At 68.7% G+C, this 14,744-nt stretch carries 16 protein-coding genes; 7 read left to right on the top strand and 9 right to left on the bottom strand.

Annotated elements, in window-relative coordinates:
- Positions 1-65: 65 nt before the first annotated feature.
- Together GQ674_RS03370 and GQ674_RS03365 are read left to right on the top strand one after the other, a co-directional pair.
- Positions 66-1,868, top strand: a complete 1,803-nt coding sequence (locus GQ674_RS03370; protein ID WP_159495952.1) for a DUF4153 domain-containing protein — start codon at positions 66-68, stop codon at positions 1,866-1,868.
- Entirely contained in the window at positions 1,865-2,410 is a 546-nt protein-coding gene (locus GQ674_RS03365; RefSeq protein ID WP_159495951.1) for a DNA-3-methyladenine glycosylase I, read from the top strand. Before GQ674_RS03370 ends, GQ674_RS03365 begins: the two co-directional genes overlap by 4 nt.
- A 10-nt stretch (positions 2,411-2,420) precedes the next feature.
- Here the strand turns inward: GQ674_RS03365 and GQ674_RS03360 are convergent, their stop codons facing one another.
- From GQ674_RS03360 to GQ674_RS03350, 3 genes are all read right to left on the bottom strand, one after another.
- Complete coding sequence (locus tag GQ674_RS03360) at positions 2,421-3,128, bottom strand: YitT family protein (RefSeq protein WP_038690005.1); 708 nt, start codon at positions 3,126-3,128, stop codon at positions 2,421-2,423.
- A 67-nt stretch (positions 3,129-3,195) separates the two neighbouring features.
- Entirely contained in the window at positions 3,196-3,897 is a 702-nt protein-coding gene (locus GQ674_RS03355) for a hypothetical protein (RefSeq protein WP_159495950.1), read from the bottom strand.
- Positions 3,898-3,961: 64 nt separating this feature from the next.
- The gene (locus GQ674_RS03350) at positions 3,962-4,180 is read right to left on the bottom strand and encodes a DUF4287 domain-containing protein (RefSeq protein WP_159495949.1); all 219 of its coding nucleotides are present in this window, start codon (positions 4,178-4,180) and stop codon (positions 3,962-3,964) included.
- A 171-nt stretch (positions 4,181-4,351) separates the two neighbouring features.
- On the opposite strand from GQ674_RS03350, the gene GQ674_RS03345 reads away from it, so the two are divergent.
- Positions 4,352-5,173 carry an alpha/beta hydrolase gene (locus tag GQ674_RS03345; protein WP_159495948.1) on the top strand — a complete coding sequence of 274 codons (822 nt, stop codon included), beginning with the start codon at positions 4,352-4,354 and terminating at the stop codon, positions 5,171-5,173.
- Positions 5,174-5,249: 76 nt separating this feature from the next.
- Here the strand turns inward: GQ674_RS03345 and GQ674_RS03340 are convergent, their stop codons facing one another.
- From GQ674_RS03340 to GQ674_RS03325, 4 genes are all read right to left on the bottom strand, one after another.
- A complete protein-coding gene (locus GQ674_RS03340) occupies positions 5,250-6,233 on the bottom strand; it encodes an aldo/keto reductase (RefSeq protein ID WP_159495947.1) in 984 nt (327 codons plus the stop codon).
- Between the two features lie 137 nt (positions 6,234-6,370).
- Positions 6,371-6,955 (bottom strand): DUF4234 domain-containing protein, encoded by a 585-nt coding sequence (locus tag GQ674_RS03335; protein WP_159495946.1) that lies wholly within the window; start codon positions 6,953-6,955, stop codon positions 6,371-6,373.
- A gap of 172 nt (positions 6,956-7,127) precedes the next feature.
- Positions 7,128-8,270, bottom strand: coding sequence for a PilT/PilU family type 4a pilus ATPase (locus tag GQ674_RS03330; protein ID WP_159495945.1), 1,143 nt, complete (start codon positions 8,268-8,270; stop codon positions 7,128-7,130).
- Positions 8,271-8,348: 78 nt separating this feature from the next.
- Positions 8,349-9,386: a type IV pilus twitching motility protein PilT gene (locus tag GQ674_RS03325; protein WP_070208322.1), complete on the bottom strand. Its 1,038-nt coding sequence runs from the start codon at positions 9,384-9,386 to the stop codon at positions 8,349-8,351.
- 86 nt (positions 9,387-9,472) lie between these two features.
- Here GQ674_RS03325 and GQ674_RS03320 point away from each other — a divergent pair, with 86 nt between their 5' ends.
- Together GQ674_RS03320 and proC are read left to right on the top strand one after the other, a co-directional pair.
- A complete protein-coding gene (locus GQ674_RS03320; protein WP_201290210.1) occupies positions 9,473-10,153 on the top strand; it encodes a YggS family pyridoxal phosphate-dependent enzyme in 681 nt (226 codons plus the stop codon).
- 31 nt (positions 10,154-10,184) lie between these two features.
- Positions 10,185-11,006 carry a pyrroline-5-carboxylate reductase gene (proC, locus tag GQ674_RS03315; protein WP_159495944.1) on the top strand — a complete coding sequence of 274 codons (822 nt, stop codon included), beginning with the start codon at positions 10,185-10,187 and terminating at the stop codon, positions 11,004-11,006.
- Between the two features lie 77 nt (positions 11,007-11,083).
- On the opposite strand, the gene GQ674_RS03310 is transcribed toward proC, so the two are convergent.
- Positions 11,084-11,965 (bottom strand): LysR substrate-binding domain-containing protein, encoded by an 882-nt coding sequence (locus tag GQ674_RS03310; protein ID WP_159495943.1) that lies wholly within the window; start codon positions 11,963-11,965, stop codon positions 11,084-11,086.
- Between GQ674_RS03310 and GQ674_RS03305 the strand changes: the two genes are divergently transcribed.
- Positions 11,856-12,665: a short chain dehydrogenase gene (locus GQ674_RS03305; RefSeq protein ID WP_328803873.1), complete on the top strand. Its 810-nt coding sequence runs from the start codon at positions 11,856-11,858 to the stop codon at positions 12,663-12,665. The genes GQ674_RS03310 and GQ674_RS03305 overlap by 110 nt on opposite strands.
- Before the next feature lie 135 nt (positions 12,666-12,800).
- On the opposite strand, the gene soxR is transcribed toward GQ674_RS03305, so the two are convergent.
- Entirely contained in the window at positions 12,801-13,235 is a 435-nt protein-coding gene (soxR, locus tag GQ674_RS03300; protein WP_201290209.1) for a redox-sensitive transcriptional activator SoxR, read from the bottom strand.
- Positions 13,236-13,327: 92 nt separating this feature from the next.
- On the opposite strand from soxR, the gene GQ674_RS03295 reads away from it, so the two are divergent.
- Complete coding sequence (locus GQ674_RS03295) at positions 13,328-14,698, top strand: MFS transporter (protein WP_159495941.1); 1,371 nt, start codon at positions 13,328-13,330, stop codon at positions 14,696-14,698.
- The last annotated feature ends 46 nt before the right edge of the window (positions 14,699-14,744 follow it).

Genomic DNA, 14,744 nt, shown 5'->3' with positions numbered 1-14,744 from the left:
GCTGGGCCCGGGGCACGGGCGTGAGCGCTGCTAGGATGCAGGCCTCCCAGGAAGGACCGCACCGCATGACTGCCAGCCCTGCACTCCCCACCACCTCGCGCAGCGCCATCGTGCTGATCGCATTGCTGCAGGGGCTGATGCTGTACGCCGCGCAGGAAACCGCCGACAGCTGGCCCTTCCACGCTCTCGGCAACCGCGTGTGCTGGTATGCCTGGGTGCTGAGCGTGCCCACCGCCGTCGCCCTGACGCTGGTGCAGCTGCGTGATCGACGCCTGTGGCTGCACGCCGGGCTGGCCTCGCTGCTGGTGCTGGCCCTGGCCAGCGGCATCGGCTGGACGCTCGGTGGCGGGGCGACGGGGCTGGAGCAGAGCGGCGTGCTGTGGCCGTTCTCGATCAGCATGGCCATCGCCGTGTTCGTGAGCCTGCCGTGGTGGCAGTTCCGGCTGCAGCACGGCCACTGGCGTGCGCCCTACGCGGCCCTGTTCGAACACGCCTGGCAGAACGGATTGACGCTGGCATTGGCCGTGGCCTTCACCGGGCTGACCTGGCTGCTGTTGTGGCTGTGGGCGGCGCTGTTCCAGCTGGTGGCTATCCGCTTTTTCCGCGACCTGTTCGGCGAGGCGGCGTTCATTGCGCTGGCCACCGGGACCCTGTTCGGCTTCGGCGTGCTGATCGGGCGGACCCAGCACCGCGCCATCCAGATGGTGCGTTCGGTGCTGTTCGCGGTGGGGCGCGGGCTGTTGCCGCTGCTGGCCTTCATCGCGCTGCTGTTCGTGCTCAGCCTGCCGTTCACGGGGCTCGAGCCGCTGTGGCGCACCCGCTCGGCGGCCAGCCTGCTGATCACCCTGTCGCTGCTGCTGGTGATGTTCGTCAACGCGGTCTACCAGCACGACAGCGACCAGCCGCCCTACCCGGCCTGGCTGCGCCGGCTGGTCGAGGCGGCCCTGCTGGCGTTGCCGGTCTACGCCGCCGTGGCGCTGTACGCGATGGGCCTGCGCATCGCCCAGTACGGCTGGACCCCGGAACGCTTCTGGGGCGCGCTGGTGGCGGTGCTGGTGTGCGGCTACGCACTGGGCTATGCGCTGGCGGTGCTGCGCCCGGGCGCGCGCTGGCTGCAGCGGCTTGAGCCGGTGAACCGCTGGATGTGCTGGGCGGTGCTGGGCAGCGCGGTGCTGGCCAACTCGCCGCTGCTCGACCCGCTGCGGATCAGTGCCGGCAGCCAGCTGGCGCGCGTGCAGGCCGGTGCACCGGCGATCGATGCCGAGCAGGCCACCACCCTGCGCTTCGCCTACGGCCGCCACGGCGTGGACGCGCTCAAGACGCTGCAGCGCGACCCGCGTTTCAGCCAGGATGCACGCGCCGCCGGCGTAATCGCCTCCGCGCTGGCCCGCGACACGCGGTGGGGCCCGGACAACCAACTGGGCGACATCGACGATGGCATTGCCGATCTCCCCGCGCTGCAGCGCCAGCTGACCCTCGCCAAGGGCCTGCCCGCCCCGGACCCGGACTGGTGGCAGGCCGTGCTGGCGCGCACGCTGGCCACCAGCGACTGCCTGGACGTAGGCCAGGACTGCGTGGTGCTGCGCCGCGACCTGGACAGCGACGGCGTGGACGAGGTGCTGCTGTGCAACCTGTCGCCACATCGTCGCGCCTACTGCCGGGTGCATGCCCGTGATGCAGGCCGGTGGCAGGACGTCGGCACGCTGTCCTTCCCGGAGGGCGACGGCACGAACGGCGTCGCCCGTGGCAACACCGCGTTGCGCGACGGCCAGCTGCAGCTGCAGGCACCGCGCTGGCCCCGCCTGTCCATCGACGGCGGGCCCGCCCAGACCATCGACGAAACCGCCTACAAGGAATCACGCCCATGAGCGGCTACTGCCTCATCGCCCCCGGCCACCCGGTCCACGGCCATTACCACGACCACGAATACGGCTTCCCGCAGCGCGACGAGCGCGAGCTGTTCGAACGGCTGCTGCTGGAAATCAACCAGGCCGGCCTGAGCTGGGAAACCATCCTGAAGAAGCGCGAGGGCTTTCGCGCGGCTTATTCCGGCTTCGACGTGGATACCGTGGCGGCTTACGGCGAGCGCGACATCGAGCGCCTGCTCAACGATGCCGGCATCATCCGCAACCGGCTCAAGGTGCACGCAGCAGTGCACAACGCGCAGGTGATCCAGCAGCTACGCGCCAGCCACGGCAGCTTCGCGGCGTGGCTGGACGCGTACCACCCGCAGGACAAGGCGGCGTGGGTGAAGCTGTTCAAGAAGACGTTCCGTTTCACCGGCGGCGAGATCACCGGCGAGTTCCTGATGAGCCTGGGCTACCTGCCCGGCGCGCACAGCCCGGACTGCCCGGTATACGCCCGGCTGCAACGCCTGCGTGCCGACCCACGGTCGGCGCCTACCGGATGATGCGGGGGGCTTACACCCCCATGTAACGGCCCGGGCGGTGGTTGAACATCAGCACCAGGCTGAGCACCACCGCACCGATCGCCGAATACATCACCTGCGACGGGGACAGCACGAAGAACGCCACGCACATCAACAGCGTGTCGAACGACATCTGTACCTTGCCGGCGCTCCAGCCGCGGGTGCGCTGCAGGTACACCGCCAGGATGCCGATGCCGCCCAGGCTGGCGCGGTGGCGGATGTAGAACAGGATGCCGAGGCCGGCCAGCGCGCCGCCCACCAGCGCCGAATACAGCGGGGCGATATGGGCGAAATCGGCCCAGCGCGGCAGCAGGTCGGTGAGCGCGCCGCACGCGGTGACCGCCGCGAACGTCTTCAGGGTGAACTCCCAGCCCATCCGGCGCACGGCCACCCAGTAGAACGGCAGGTTGACCAGCACGAACACCAGGCCGAAGTTCCAGTCGAAGGCGTAGTGCGCCAGGAACGCCAGGCCGGCCATGCCGCCGATCATCAACCCGCCCTTGGCGAAGATGGCCAGGCCGAGCGAGGCCACCAGCGTGGCCAGGATCATGCCCTGCACATCCTCGGCCACCGAATGGCGCAGCGCTTTTTCATCGGCGACGGTGCCGGCACTGTCCGGCGGCGGGGTCAGCGGGCCGGCGGTGACCAGGTGGCCGTCAGCGTCGTCGCACGGCGCGGGGCCATGGGAATCAAGGGACATGGGGGTGGGGCTGTGCGTGGGGAGCGGTATTAGACACGATCAGCGTGACAGTTGCAGGTGAAATCATTCAGAGAGCCATCCAGCTGCTGCCCGGGCCCGTCGCGCTGGGCGGTTCCAGCGTGAAAACCGCCTCCCCCAGGCGCTGGCGCACCACGAACACGCCCTGCTCCCAGGCCGAGCGCTTGAACCAGTCGCGCTGGTCCAGCGCGGCCGGGCTGCGCATCGGGTGGCAGGCGATGACCGCCCCGCCGCGGTCCAGCACACGCGCCTGCCACCGCTCGCCCACGCCGGCCCCCAGCCCGCGGTAGACCCGGATCCAGCCGGCCCGGCCCGGCAGCGCGCGGCCCAGCCGTGCCACCTCGTCCTCGCGCTGGAAGCCCTGTGCGCGTACCAAAGCGGCCGCCGCCCGCCACGGGGCCGGATCGGCCTCGACGCGGTCGATCAGCGCCAACCCGTGCTGTTCGATCAGCGCCAGCACCGCCCGCTCGCGGGTTGCCGGGTCGCTGTCGGCGTAAGCGGCAAAATCGAACGGGTCCACGCACACCACGCTGGCCCCCGGGAAGCGCTGGTAGACCGGTTCATCGCCGTGCGGCCCGCATTGCAGGGTCAGCAGGCTGGCGCCATCAAGCACGTAGTCACGTGGCAACGCGGCCATGAAAAGGGCGGCCACATGGTAGGCGTCCGCGCTGAAGGGAAAGCCTTCCAGCACGCGCCCGGCGCGGGTGACCGCGGGGCTGGACTGCACGCGTAGTTCGGTAAAGCGCGGCATCGCGGCAGGACTCCGGTCGGCAGCAAGGCCGCACAGCATGCCACTGTCGCCCGGCCCGCTGTGCTCACCCGGCCCGTGCAGCGGCCAGGTGATGGGCCACCAGCGCATTGGCATGCCCATGGCCCAGGCCGTGCTCGGTCTTCAGGAAGGCCACCAGTTCCATGTGCTTCAGCCCGCCCTGGGCCACCAGCAGCGCCAGCCAGTGCCCGATGGGTTGGCCGTAGGTCTTTTCGATGGACGGGAAGTACGACGCCGGGCCTTTCAGGGCAGGGGTATCGCTCATGACGGATGCCTCGCAGGAGTGGCGCACCGCCGGAATGGCGGCGCTCTCTGTGCATGACGTGGCGGTGGGCGCGAAATCGACAGCGGCGTTCATGCCCGCTGAACACCCCGCTGCCGCAGCATGCCAGGGTACCGCCGCACCCTCCCCTCTTCCCTTGCAGGAGCCCGCGCCATGCCCTACCTGACCACCGCCGACAACACCCAGCTCTTCTACAAGGACTGGGGCCAGGGCCAGCCCATCGTGTTCCATCACGGCTGGCCGCTCAGTGCCGACGACTGGGATGCCCAGCTGCAGTTCTTCCTGCTGCAGGGCTACCGGGTCATCGCCCACGACCGCCGTGGCCACGGCCGGTCCTCGCAGACCAGCGGCGGCCACGAGATGGACACCTACGCGGCCGACGTCACCGCGCTGGCCGACCACCTGGACCTGCGCGATGCGGTGCACGTGGGGCATTCCACCGGCGGCGGCGAAGTGGCGCGTTACGTGGCCCAGGCCAGGCCCGGCCGCGTGGCGAAGGCGGTCCTCATCGGGGCGGTGCCGCCGATCATGATCAAGAGCGAGGCCAATCCCGGCGGCACCCCGAAGACGGTGTTCGACGGCTTCCGCGCCCAGTTGGTGGCCGGTCGCGCGACGTTCTACCGCGAGGTGCCCATTCCGTTCTATGGCTTCAACCGCGACGGCGCGCCGGTCCAGCAGGGCGTGGTCGACAACTGGTGGCGCCAGGGCATGATGGGTGCGATCAACGCGCACTACGACTGCATCAGGGCGTTCTCGGAAACCGACTTCACCGAGGACCTGAAGAAGATCGATGTGCCGGTGCTGGTGATGCACGGCGATGACGACCAGATCGTGCCGATTGCCGACTCGGCCGAGCTGGCGATCAAACTGCTCAGGCACGGGACGTTGAAGGTCTACAAGGGGTATCCGCATGGCATGTGCACCACGCATGCCGAGGTGATCAACCGGGACGTGCTGGCGTTCATTCGCGGGTGAGCGGTGTACCGACCAACGGTCGGTACCCGGGCACGGTAGCGCACGGCTGTTGGTCGCGCGCACCGTGGCATGGGAATCACCGCGCGACCAGCTTCTGCCGCGCCGCGTTGTAGCGGTCGCCAACGATCGCGATGCTGTCCAGCGCCACCCCGATCTGCTGCAGGTCGTCGGCGCTGAGCTGCAGCGCGACCGCCCCGAGGTTTTCCTGCAGGCGGTGCAGTTTGGTGGTGCCCGGAATCGGCACGATCCACGGCTTGCGCGCGAGCAGCCAGGCCAGTGCCACCTGTGCAGGCGTTGCGCCCTTGGCGGTGGCAATCGCACTGATCCGATCCACCAGCACCTGGTTGGCCTGGCGCGCCTCGGCGGCGAAGCGCGGCACGCTGTTGCGGAAGTCGTCGGCGGCAAACGCGGTGTCGGCGTTGATCGCGCCGGTCAGGAAACCCTTGCCGAGCGGACTGAACGGCACAAAACCAATGCCCAGTTCCTCCAGCACCGGCAGCACGCTCTGCTCCGGCTCGCGCCACCACAGCGAGTACTCGCTCTGCAGGGCGGCCACCGGCTGCACCGCGTGCGCGCGGCGAATGGTGTCGGCACCCGCCTCGGACAGCCCGAAGTGCTTCACCTTGCCTTCGGCGATCAGCTCCTTGACCGTGCCGGCCACGTCCTCGATCGGCACATTCGGGTCCACGCGGTGCTGGTAGAACAGGTCGATGCGGTCGGTGCGCAGCCGCTGCAGGCTGGCCTCGGCAACCGCGCGGATACGCTCGGGGCGGCTGTCCAGCCCGGCGTCGGCGTGGCCGTCCTTGAACCCGAACTTGGTGGCGATCACCACCTGGTCACGGTACGGCGCCAGCGCCTGGCCCAGCAGTTCCTCATTGCGAAAGGGGCCGTACACCTCGGCCGTGTCGAAGAAGGTCACGCCCTGCGCCACGGCGGCGTGCAGCAGGGTCGTGGCGGTACCGGTGTCGGTGGCTGGGCCGTAGCCGAAGCTCAGGCCCATGCACCCTAGGCCCAGCGCGGAAACGCGCAGGCCGCTGTTGCCCAGTTCTCGTGTCTGCATGGTGATGCTCCTGCCGGCGGGAACGGCATCGGTGGGGGATGCCCATACTGAACCGCCCGACGGCAGGAAATGAACCGGCGTGATCGCTGGTGGTAATGAAACAGGCTCATCAATCCAGCGCCGTGCCCATGCCTGCCTCAGCGCTCCGTATCCGGCAGTGACAGCCCGAACAGCCCCAGCAGCAGGAACCCCGCGCCGAACAGCAGCAACAGAATGTGCCACACCCCGAAACGGTCCATGCGCTGCATGTCCACACCTTCCTCGCGGTGGTAGCGCCGCAGCAGGCTGTTGATCGGCAGGAGGGGCACGAAGGTCAACAACGACACCAGCCCCATGCCGCCCGGCAGGCGTCCGCCCAGGTTGAGCAGGAAGTACACGGCCGCCAGCAGTCCCGGTGCGAAGGCCAGTTCGCGGCGGCGGCTGACCGCGATGTCACGCAGGTCGCTGAAACACAGGAACGACCACAGCGGGGCGAACAGGGCGCGCGCCCAGGGCCACTGGGTGCCGCCGGTTTCGCGCTTGATCGCCCGCCAGTTCTGCCAGAACCAGTACAGCGGGTACAGCCCGAGCGTCACCAGCGACAGCGAAGCCAGTTTCAGCGTGGGCGGTGAGTAGTACGCGGCAGCGACCACATCGCGCGTGGCGATGCGGGGTGCCGGGGAAAACGGTGGTGCTGCGACCGGCATGGTTGCCGGCGCACGGTAAGGATCGTCCACTTCCATATGCGGATCACCTGCAATGCATCTACCGGCGAGGTGCCGGCGCCCCCTGTATCCCGGGAATCCGGGACGGCGCGACTATCGCAGAGCGCGGGGGGTTTTTCCAGATCCCGCCGCAGCCCGGCGCACCGGGGCGGGCGGGGGCAAGGGCGCGCGTGGTGCGCGCCCGGTGCGGTCAGCGGACTTCCGAGATCTCCACCCCGTCCAGGCCCTGCGACAGCGTGCGTGCGTCGCCGCCCTGCGACAGCTTGATGCGCAGGCGCACTTCGTTCTGCGAATCGGCATAGCGCAGTGCGTCTTCGTAGCTGATCTCACCGGCCTGGTACAGCTCGAACAGGCTCTGGTCGAAGGTGCGCATGCCCAGCTGCACCGACTCCTTCATTACTTCCTTGAGCTTGTGGATCTCGCCATCGCGGATGTAATCCTGCACCAACGGTGTGCCCAGCATGATCTCCATCGCCACCTTGCGCGACTTGCCATCCGGCGAGGGAATCAGCTGCTGCGCCACCACGCCCTTGAGGTTCAGCGACAGATCCATCAGCAGCTGGTTGCGGCGGTCTTCCGGGAAGAAGTTGATGATGCGGTCCATCGCCTGGTTGGCGTTGTTGGCGTGCAGCGTGCACAGCACCAGGTGGCCGGTTTCGGCGAAGGCGATGGCGTGGTCCATGCCCTCGCGGGTGCGCACCTCGCCGATCATGATCACGTCCGGCGCTTGGCGCAGGGTGTTCTTCAGCGCTGCTTCCCAGCTGTCGGTGTCGATGCCCACTTCGCGCTGGGTGATGATGCAACCTTCGTGCTTGTGCACGAATTCGATCGGGTCTTCGATGGTGATGATGTGCCCGGTCGAGTTGTGATTGCGGTAGCCGATCATCGCCGCCAGCGAAGTCGATTTACCGGTACCGGTAGCGCCCACGAACAGAATGATGCCGCGCTTGGTCATCGCCAGCGTCTTGATGATCGGCGGCAGACTCAGCTCTTCCACGGTGGGAATGCGCGTCTCGATGCGACGCAGCACCATGCCTACCTGGTTGCGCTGGTAGAAGCAGCTCACGCGGAACCGGCCGACGCCGGACAGGCCGATGGCGAAGTTGCACTCGTGGGTCTTTTCGAACTCTTCGCGCTGCGCCGGCGTCATCACGTTCAGCACCAGGTCGCGGCTCTGCTGCGGCGTGAGCGGGGTCTGGGTAATCGGCGAGATCTTGCCGTTGACCTTGATCGCCGGCGGCATGCCCGCGGTGATGAACAGGTCCGACGCCTTCTGGTGCGCCATCAGCTTGAGGAACGAGGTGAAGTCGATGGTCGTGTTGGTGGTGTTCATTGCGGTGTGCTCCGAAGATTGCCGGGAGCCGGCCAGCGGCCGGCGGTGCAGGAAGCCGGGCAGCGCCCGGCTCTACCATCATTCGAAGATGCGCTTGTCCTTGGCGTATTCCTTGGCCTGGTTCCGGGTGATCAGGCTGCGCTTGACCAGGTCCTGCAGGTGCTGGTCCAGGGTCATCATGCCCATCTGCTGGCCGGTCTGGATCGCCGAGTACATCTGCGCCACCTTGTCCTCGCGGATCAGGTTGCGGATGGCCGGGGTGCCCACCATGATTTCCCACGCGGCGGTACGCCCGCCACCGACTTTCTTCAGCAGGGCCTGGGAGATCACCGCACGCAGCGACTCGGACAGCATCGAGCGCACCATCGGCTTCTCGCCGGCGGGGAACACGTCGATGATGCGGTCGATGGTCTTGGCCGCCGAACTGGTATGCAGCGTGCCGAACACCAGGTGACCGGTTTCGGCGGCGGTCAGCGCCAGGCGGATGGTTTCCAGGTCGCGCAATTCGCCGACCAGGATGATGTCCGGGTCTTCACGCAGGGCCGAGCGCAGCGCTTCGTTGAAGCCGTGCGTGTCACGGTGCACTTCGCGCTGGTTGATCAGGCACTTCTGCGAGGTGTGCACGAATTCGATCGGATCCTCGACGGTGAGGATGTGGCCGTATTCGTTCTTGTTGATGTGGTCGATCATCGCCGCCAGCGTGGTCGACTTGCCCGAACCGGTCGGGCCGGTGACCAGGATCAGGCCCTGCGGCTGGTCGATCAGTTCGCGGAAGATCGGCGGCACGGCCAGGTCTTCCAGCGTCAACACTTCCGAGGGAATGGTACGGAACACCGCACCGGCGCCCCGGTTCTGATTGAACGCATTGACGCGGAAGCGCGCAAGCGACGGAATCTCGAACGAGAAGTCGACTTCGAGGAATTCCTCGTAATCGCGGCGCTGCTTGTCCGACATGATGTCGTACACAAGCGCATGCACCTGCTTGTGGTCCAAGGCCGGGATGTTGATGCGACGGACATCGCCGTCAACGCGGATCATCGGCGGCAGGCCTGCCGACAGATGAAGATCCGACGCTTTGTTCTTTACGGAAAACGCCAACAGTTCGGCGATATCCATGCGCTGCTACTCCCCATGACTGCTGCGACTGGAAGGTTCTTTCCCCGGGCGGCAGTATAGCGTTCCTGATCTACCGGAAAACGCCCGTGTCCGCGCTGCCCCTGTCCACGCTATTGCTGAACCTGCACAACGCGGCCGCCGCCGCCGGGCGGCCAGACCCGCTGCTGCTGGCGGTCTCCAAGACCCAGCCGGCCGAGGCGGTGGCGGCACTGGCCGCCCAGGGCCAACGTGCGTTCGGCGAGAACTACGTGCAGGAGGCTGCGGCCAAGATCGACGCACTGGCGGCGCTGGGGCTGGAATGGCACCTGATCGGCCACCTGCAGTCCAACAAGGCCGAACTGGCCGCACGGCAGTTCGACTGGGTGCAGAGCGTGGACAGGCCCAAGCTGGTGGCGGCGTTGGCCGCGCACCGGCCGGCGGCGCTGGCCCCGTTGAACGTGCTCATCCAGGTCAACATCGACGACGAGGACAGCAAGCATGGCTGCGCCCCGGAGGACGTGCCTGCGCTGGCCGCTGCCATCGCTGCCGCGCCGCGCCTGCAGCTGCGCGGGCTGATGGCCATTCCCGCCCCGTGGCCCCAGGCCGAGCGCCGCCAGCAGGCGTTCGCGCGCATGCGTGCGCTGTTCGACACACTGGCGGCAGCGCATCCACAGGTGGACACGCTGTCGATGGGCATGAGCAGCGACTATGCCGAGGCCATCGCGCATGGGGCCACCCTGGTGCGCATCGGCACGGCCCTGTTCGGCGCGCGTCCGCGCCCGGCATGACTCTCTTTCACGTGTACCACCCGGAGATTGCATGAGCGCCATCACACTTACCTTCATTGGCGGCGGCAACATGGCCCGCAGCCTGATCGCCGGGCTGGTCCGCCAGGGCGTTGCGCCTGCGCATATCCACGTGGCCGAGCCAATCACCGACCTGCGCGGACAGCTGACCGCCGACTTCGGCGTGAAAACCTACGCCAGCGCCACTGAAGCGGCGGCCCAGGGCGACGTATGGGTGCTGGCGGTGAAACCGCAGGTGCTGCGCGATGTGTGTGCGTCGCTCGTGCCCCTGGCCGGTGCCAGGCAGCCGCTGGTGGTCTCCATCGCCGCCGGCATCACCAGTGCGCAGCTGGAACGCTGGCTGGGCGGCAGCGCGGCGGTGGTGCGCGCCATGCCCAACACCCCTGCCCTGCTCGGTGCGGGTGTAACCGGGCTGTATGCCACCGCGACGGTGAGCGATGCCCAGCGAATCCAGGCCGATACCGTGCTGGCCAGCGCCGGGCGCACCGTGTGGATCGATGACGAAGCCCGCATGGACGCGGTGACTGCGGTGTCCGGCAGCGGCCCGGCCTATGTGTTCCTGCTGGCCGAGGCGATGGAAGCGGCCGCTGTGGCGCAGGGCCTGCCGGCCGAGGCGGCGCGCACGCTGGTGGTGCAGACCCTGCTGGGCGCCAGCCGCATGCTCGACGAATCCGGCGACGCCCCGGCCGAACTGCGCCGCCGGGTGACCTCACCCAACGGCACGACCCAGGCCGCAATCGAATCCTTCCAGGCCGACGGCTTCGAGGCCATCGTCGCGCGCGCGATCGACGCGGCGACCCGGCGCGGCCAGGCGCTGTCAGCGGCGAACGACTGAGCCCCCGGCAACCGGTAGAGCCACCCATGGGTGGCTACGGAACTCCGGATTGCACGACAGCCACCCGTGGGGTGGCTCTACCGGGTCAGTCGGTCCAGCAGGAAATCCACGAAACTGGACAACTTCGGCCGCGGGCGGCGATCAGGCAGGTAGACGAGGTGCAGCGGACGCGGCTCCGGCAGGTACTCGGCCAGCACCGGCTGCAGGCGCCCACTGGCGATGTCGTCGGCCAGCAGCACCGCCGGCTGCAGGATCAGCCCGGCCCCGGCCAACGCCGCACGTCGCAGGCCATCGCCGTCGTTGCACAGCAGCCGCGAATGCTCCGACCAGTCCTGCTCGGGGTGCCCGCGCAGGCGCCAGCCATGACCCCCGCGCCAAGCCAGGTGGGTCAGGCAGTCGTGATCGCGCAGGTCGCCGGGGTGCTGTGGAATGCCCTTGCGCTGCAGGTAGGCCGGCGCCGCGCAGATCTGCATCGCATAGGGCGGCAAGGGCCGTGCCACCCATTCGGCCGAGCCGATCCGGCCCATCCGGACCACCGCGTCGAACTGCTCTTCGATCAGATCCACCCGCCGGTTGCTCAGGTCCAGCTCCACCGTCACCTGCGGGTAGGCGGCCAGGTACTCCGCCACCAGCGGCGCAAGCACGCAGCTGCCCCAGGTGACCGGCGCGCTGATCCGCAGCACGCCCTGCGGCTGGGCCTGCAGGCCGGCCACGCTCGCCTGCGCCTGCTGCACCTGATCCAGCACGTTGCGGCAGCCGGCCAGGTAGTTGCGACCGGCATCGGTCAGGCTCTGCCGGCGCGTGTTCCGCTGCAGCAGGCGCACCCCCAGATGCGTTTCCAGCTGCTGGATGTACTTGCCGACCATCACCGACGACACCGCCAAGTGCTCGGCGGCGGCATTGAAGCTGCCGTGTTCGACCACGGCCACGAAGGCCTGCATGCAGCGCAAGATATCCATTGGTAACCACTGGTTTGCAATCTGCAAAGCATACGCCGGTTACCGAACCGCCGCCGCAGGCGCAGACTGGCTGCACGTCCTTTCTGGAGCCTCCCGCATGAAGATCCTTCTCGTTGGTGCCAGCGGCACCCTTGGCCAGGCCGTCGCCGCAACCCTGGGCACCCATCACCAGCTGATCCGCGCCGGCCGCCACGGCGGTAACGTGCAGGTGGACCTCACCGACGATGCCAGCGTGCAGGCCCTGTTCGCCCAGGTGGGCACGGTGGACGCGGTGGTGGCCACCACCGGCAAGCTGCACTTCGGCCCGCTGGGCACCATGACCCCGGCGCAGTTCAACGTGGGCCTGCAGGACAAGCTGTTGGGCCAGGTGCGGCTGGCGCTGGCGGCCCAGCACCACCTCACGGCCGGCGGCTCGATCACCCTCACCAGCGGCATCGTCAGCGCCCAACCGATCCGCGACGGTGCCAATGCCACGGCGGTGAACGCCGCGCTGGAGGGCTTCGCGCGTGGCGCCGCCTGCGAACTGCTGCCGCGCGGGCTGCGCATCAACGTGGTCAGCCCGAACGTGCTGGTCGAATCCCTGGCCGACTACGGCGCCTACTTCCCCGGCTTTGAAGCGGTCACCGCCCAGCGCGCGTCGCTGGCCTACCTGCGCAGCGTGGAAGGCGTGCAGAGCGGGCAGGTGTTCAACGTGTGGTGAGGTGGGGCGGCGGGCGGATGATGCGTATCGACCAACGGTCGATACCTACCGGATGGGCCGGCATCAGATGTTTCAAGCGCGCCGCATGACGTCACCCGACCACCCGACAACCCGCACGCCCTGTAAGCCCCCCCCTCACCCCCAACGCTGCGGTCCATCGCCCTGGTCCCCCAGCGCATCGCCCGGGTTGGCCAGCCAGCACCGCTTCAACGACAGGCAGCCGCAGCCGATGCAGTCGGTGAGCTGGTTGCGCAGCAACAACAATTGCTCGATGCGCTGGTCCAGCTCGCTGCGCCACAACGCCGACATCCGCGCCCACTCGGCCTTGGTCGGCGTCTTGTTCTCCGGCAATGCCGCAAAGGCGGTGGCCACCGCCTCCAGCGGCATGCCCACGCGCTGCGCCACGCGGATCACCGCCAGCCGGCGCAGCACATCACGCGCGAACCGGCGCTGGTTGCCGGCGGTGCGCAGGCTGCGGATCAGGCCCTTGCGTTCATAGAAGTGCAGCGCCGACACTGCCACCCCGCTGCGTTTGGCCACTTCGCCCACACTCAGTTCCTGCGCGATCACTGCTTGACCTCAACCATGGTTCAGGTGGCATCCTGCGCGACGCGGGGATGCACTGCAAGCACGCCCTGCCCGTCCGCTGCCTGGTATCCCGCATGTCCTCCGATGTAACCGCCGCCGCCGCGGCCCCCGCCGACGTGCCAACGCCGTCGATCCTGTCACCCCGCTACCGCGCCACCACCATCGGCATGGTCGCGCTGGTCTCGCTGTACGGCTTCGAAGCGCTGGCCGTGGCCGCCGCGATGCCCACGGTGGCCCACGACCTGGACGGCCTGCGCCTGTACGCGCTGGCATTCGGCGGAACCCTGGCCACCAGCGTGATCGGCATGACCCTGGCCGGGCGCTGGAGCGACCGGCTGGGGCCGGCGCGCCCGCTGTGGCTCGGTCTGGTGTGTTTCATCGCCGGGCTGCTGCTGGCCGGTTTCGCGCACACCATGCCGCAGCTGGTGCTGGGCCGGCTGCTGCAGGGGCTGGGGGCGGGTGCGGTCTCGGTGTCGCTGTACGTGATGGTCGGGCGCACTTTTCCCGAGGCCATGCGCCCGCGGGTCTTCGCGGCGTTCTCGGCCGGCTGGGTGGTGCCCTCGCTGATCGGCCCCGGCATCAGCGGGCTGATCGTGCAGCACCTGGGCTGGCGCTGGGTGTTCCTGATCGTGCCCCTGCTGGCGGTGCCGGCGGCCCTGCTGCTGCGCCCCGCCCTGCGTGACGTGGGCGCGCCGCCGCCGTCTGCGCGTTGCGATGACCGCGTCATCCGTTGGGCGATCGGGGCCGCTGCCGGCGCCCTGCTGTTGTACATCGGCGGCCAGCAACAGGGCTGGACCGCCCTGGCGCTGCTGGCACCGGCGTTGGCCCTGCTGGCGCTGTGCAGCTGGAAGCTGCTGCCCACCGGCACGTTGCGGTTGCGCCGGGGGCTGCCCAGCGTGATCGCGCTGCGGGGCATCGCCGCGTCGGCCTTCTTCGGCTGCGAAGCCTTCCTGCCGCTGCTGCTGCAGCGCGAACGCGGGCTGAGCCCGCTGCTGGCCGGGGTGGCACTGAGCCTGGGCGCACTGGGCTGGTTCAGCGGCTCGTGGCTGCAGGGCCACCAGCAGCGCGGCTGGACGCGCCAACAGCTGCTGGTCACCGGCGCGCTGCTGATGTGCGTGGGTATCGTGGCCACGTCGCTGGCGATCCAGCCGGCCACGCCGTTGTGGTTCGCGTTGGCCGGTTGGTCACTCACTGGCTTCGGCATGGGCCTGATCTACCCCAGCCTGTCGGTGCTGACCCTGTCGCTGTCACCGCCCGCGCAGCAGGGCGCCAACACCTCGGCGCTGCAGTTGAGCGAAGCGCTGGCCGTGGCCACCACGCTGGCGATCTCCGGTTCGTTGTTCGCGCTGTTCCTGCAGGGCAACGTGATGCTGGGCTACCTGCTCACCTACGCCATCATGCTGGTGCTGGCCGTGGCCAGCGTGGTCGTCGCGCGGCGCATCTGACCACCGCACGCGCGTAGCGCCGGGCTCTGCCCGGCTGCTTTCCCCA

The organism is Stenotrophomonas sp. 364 (assembly GCF_009832905.1).
GTDB lineage: Bacteria > Pseudomonadota > Gammaproteobacteria > Xanthomonadales > Xanthomonadaceae > Stenotrophomonas > Stenotrophomonas maltophilia_AP.
The sequence above is the reverse complement of the archived record's forward strand: the minus strand, read 5'-3'. Positions and strand labels throughout refer to the sequence as shown.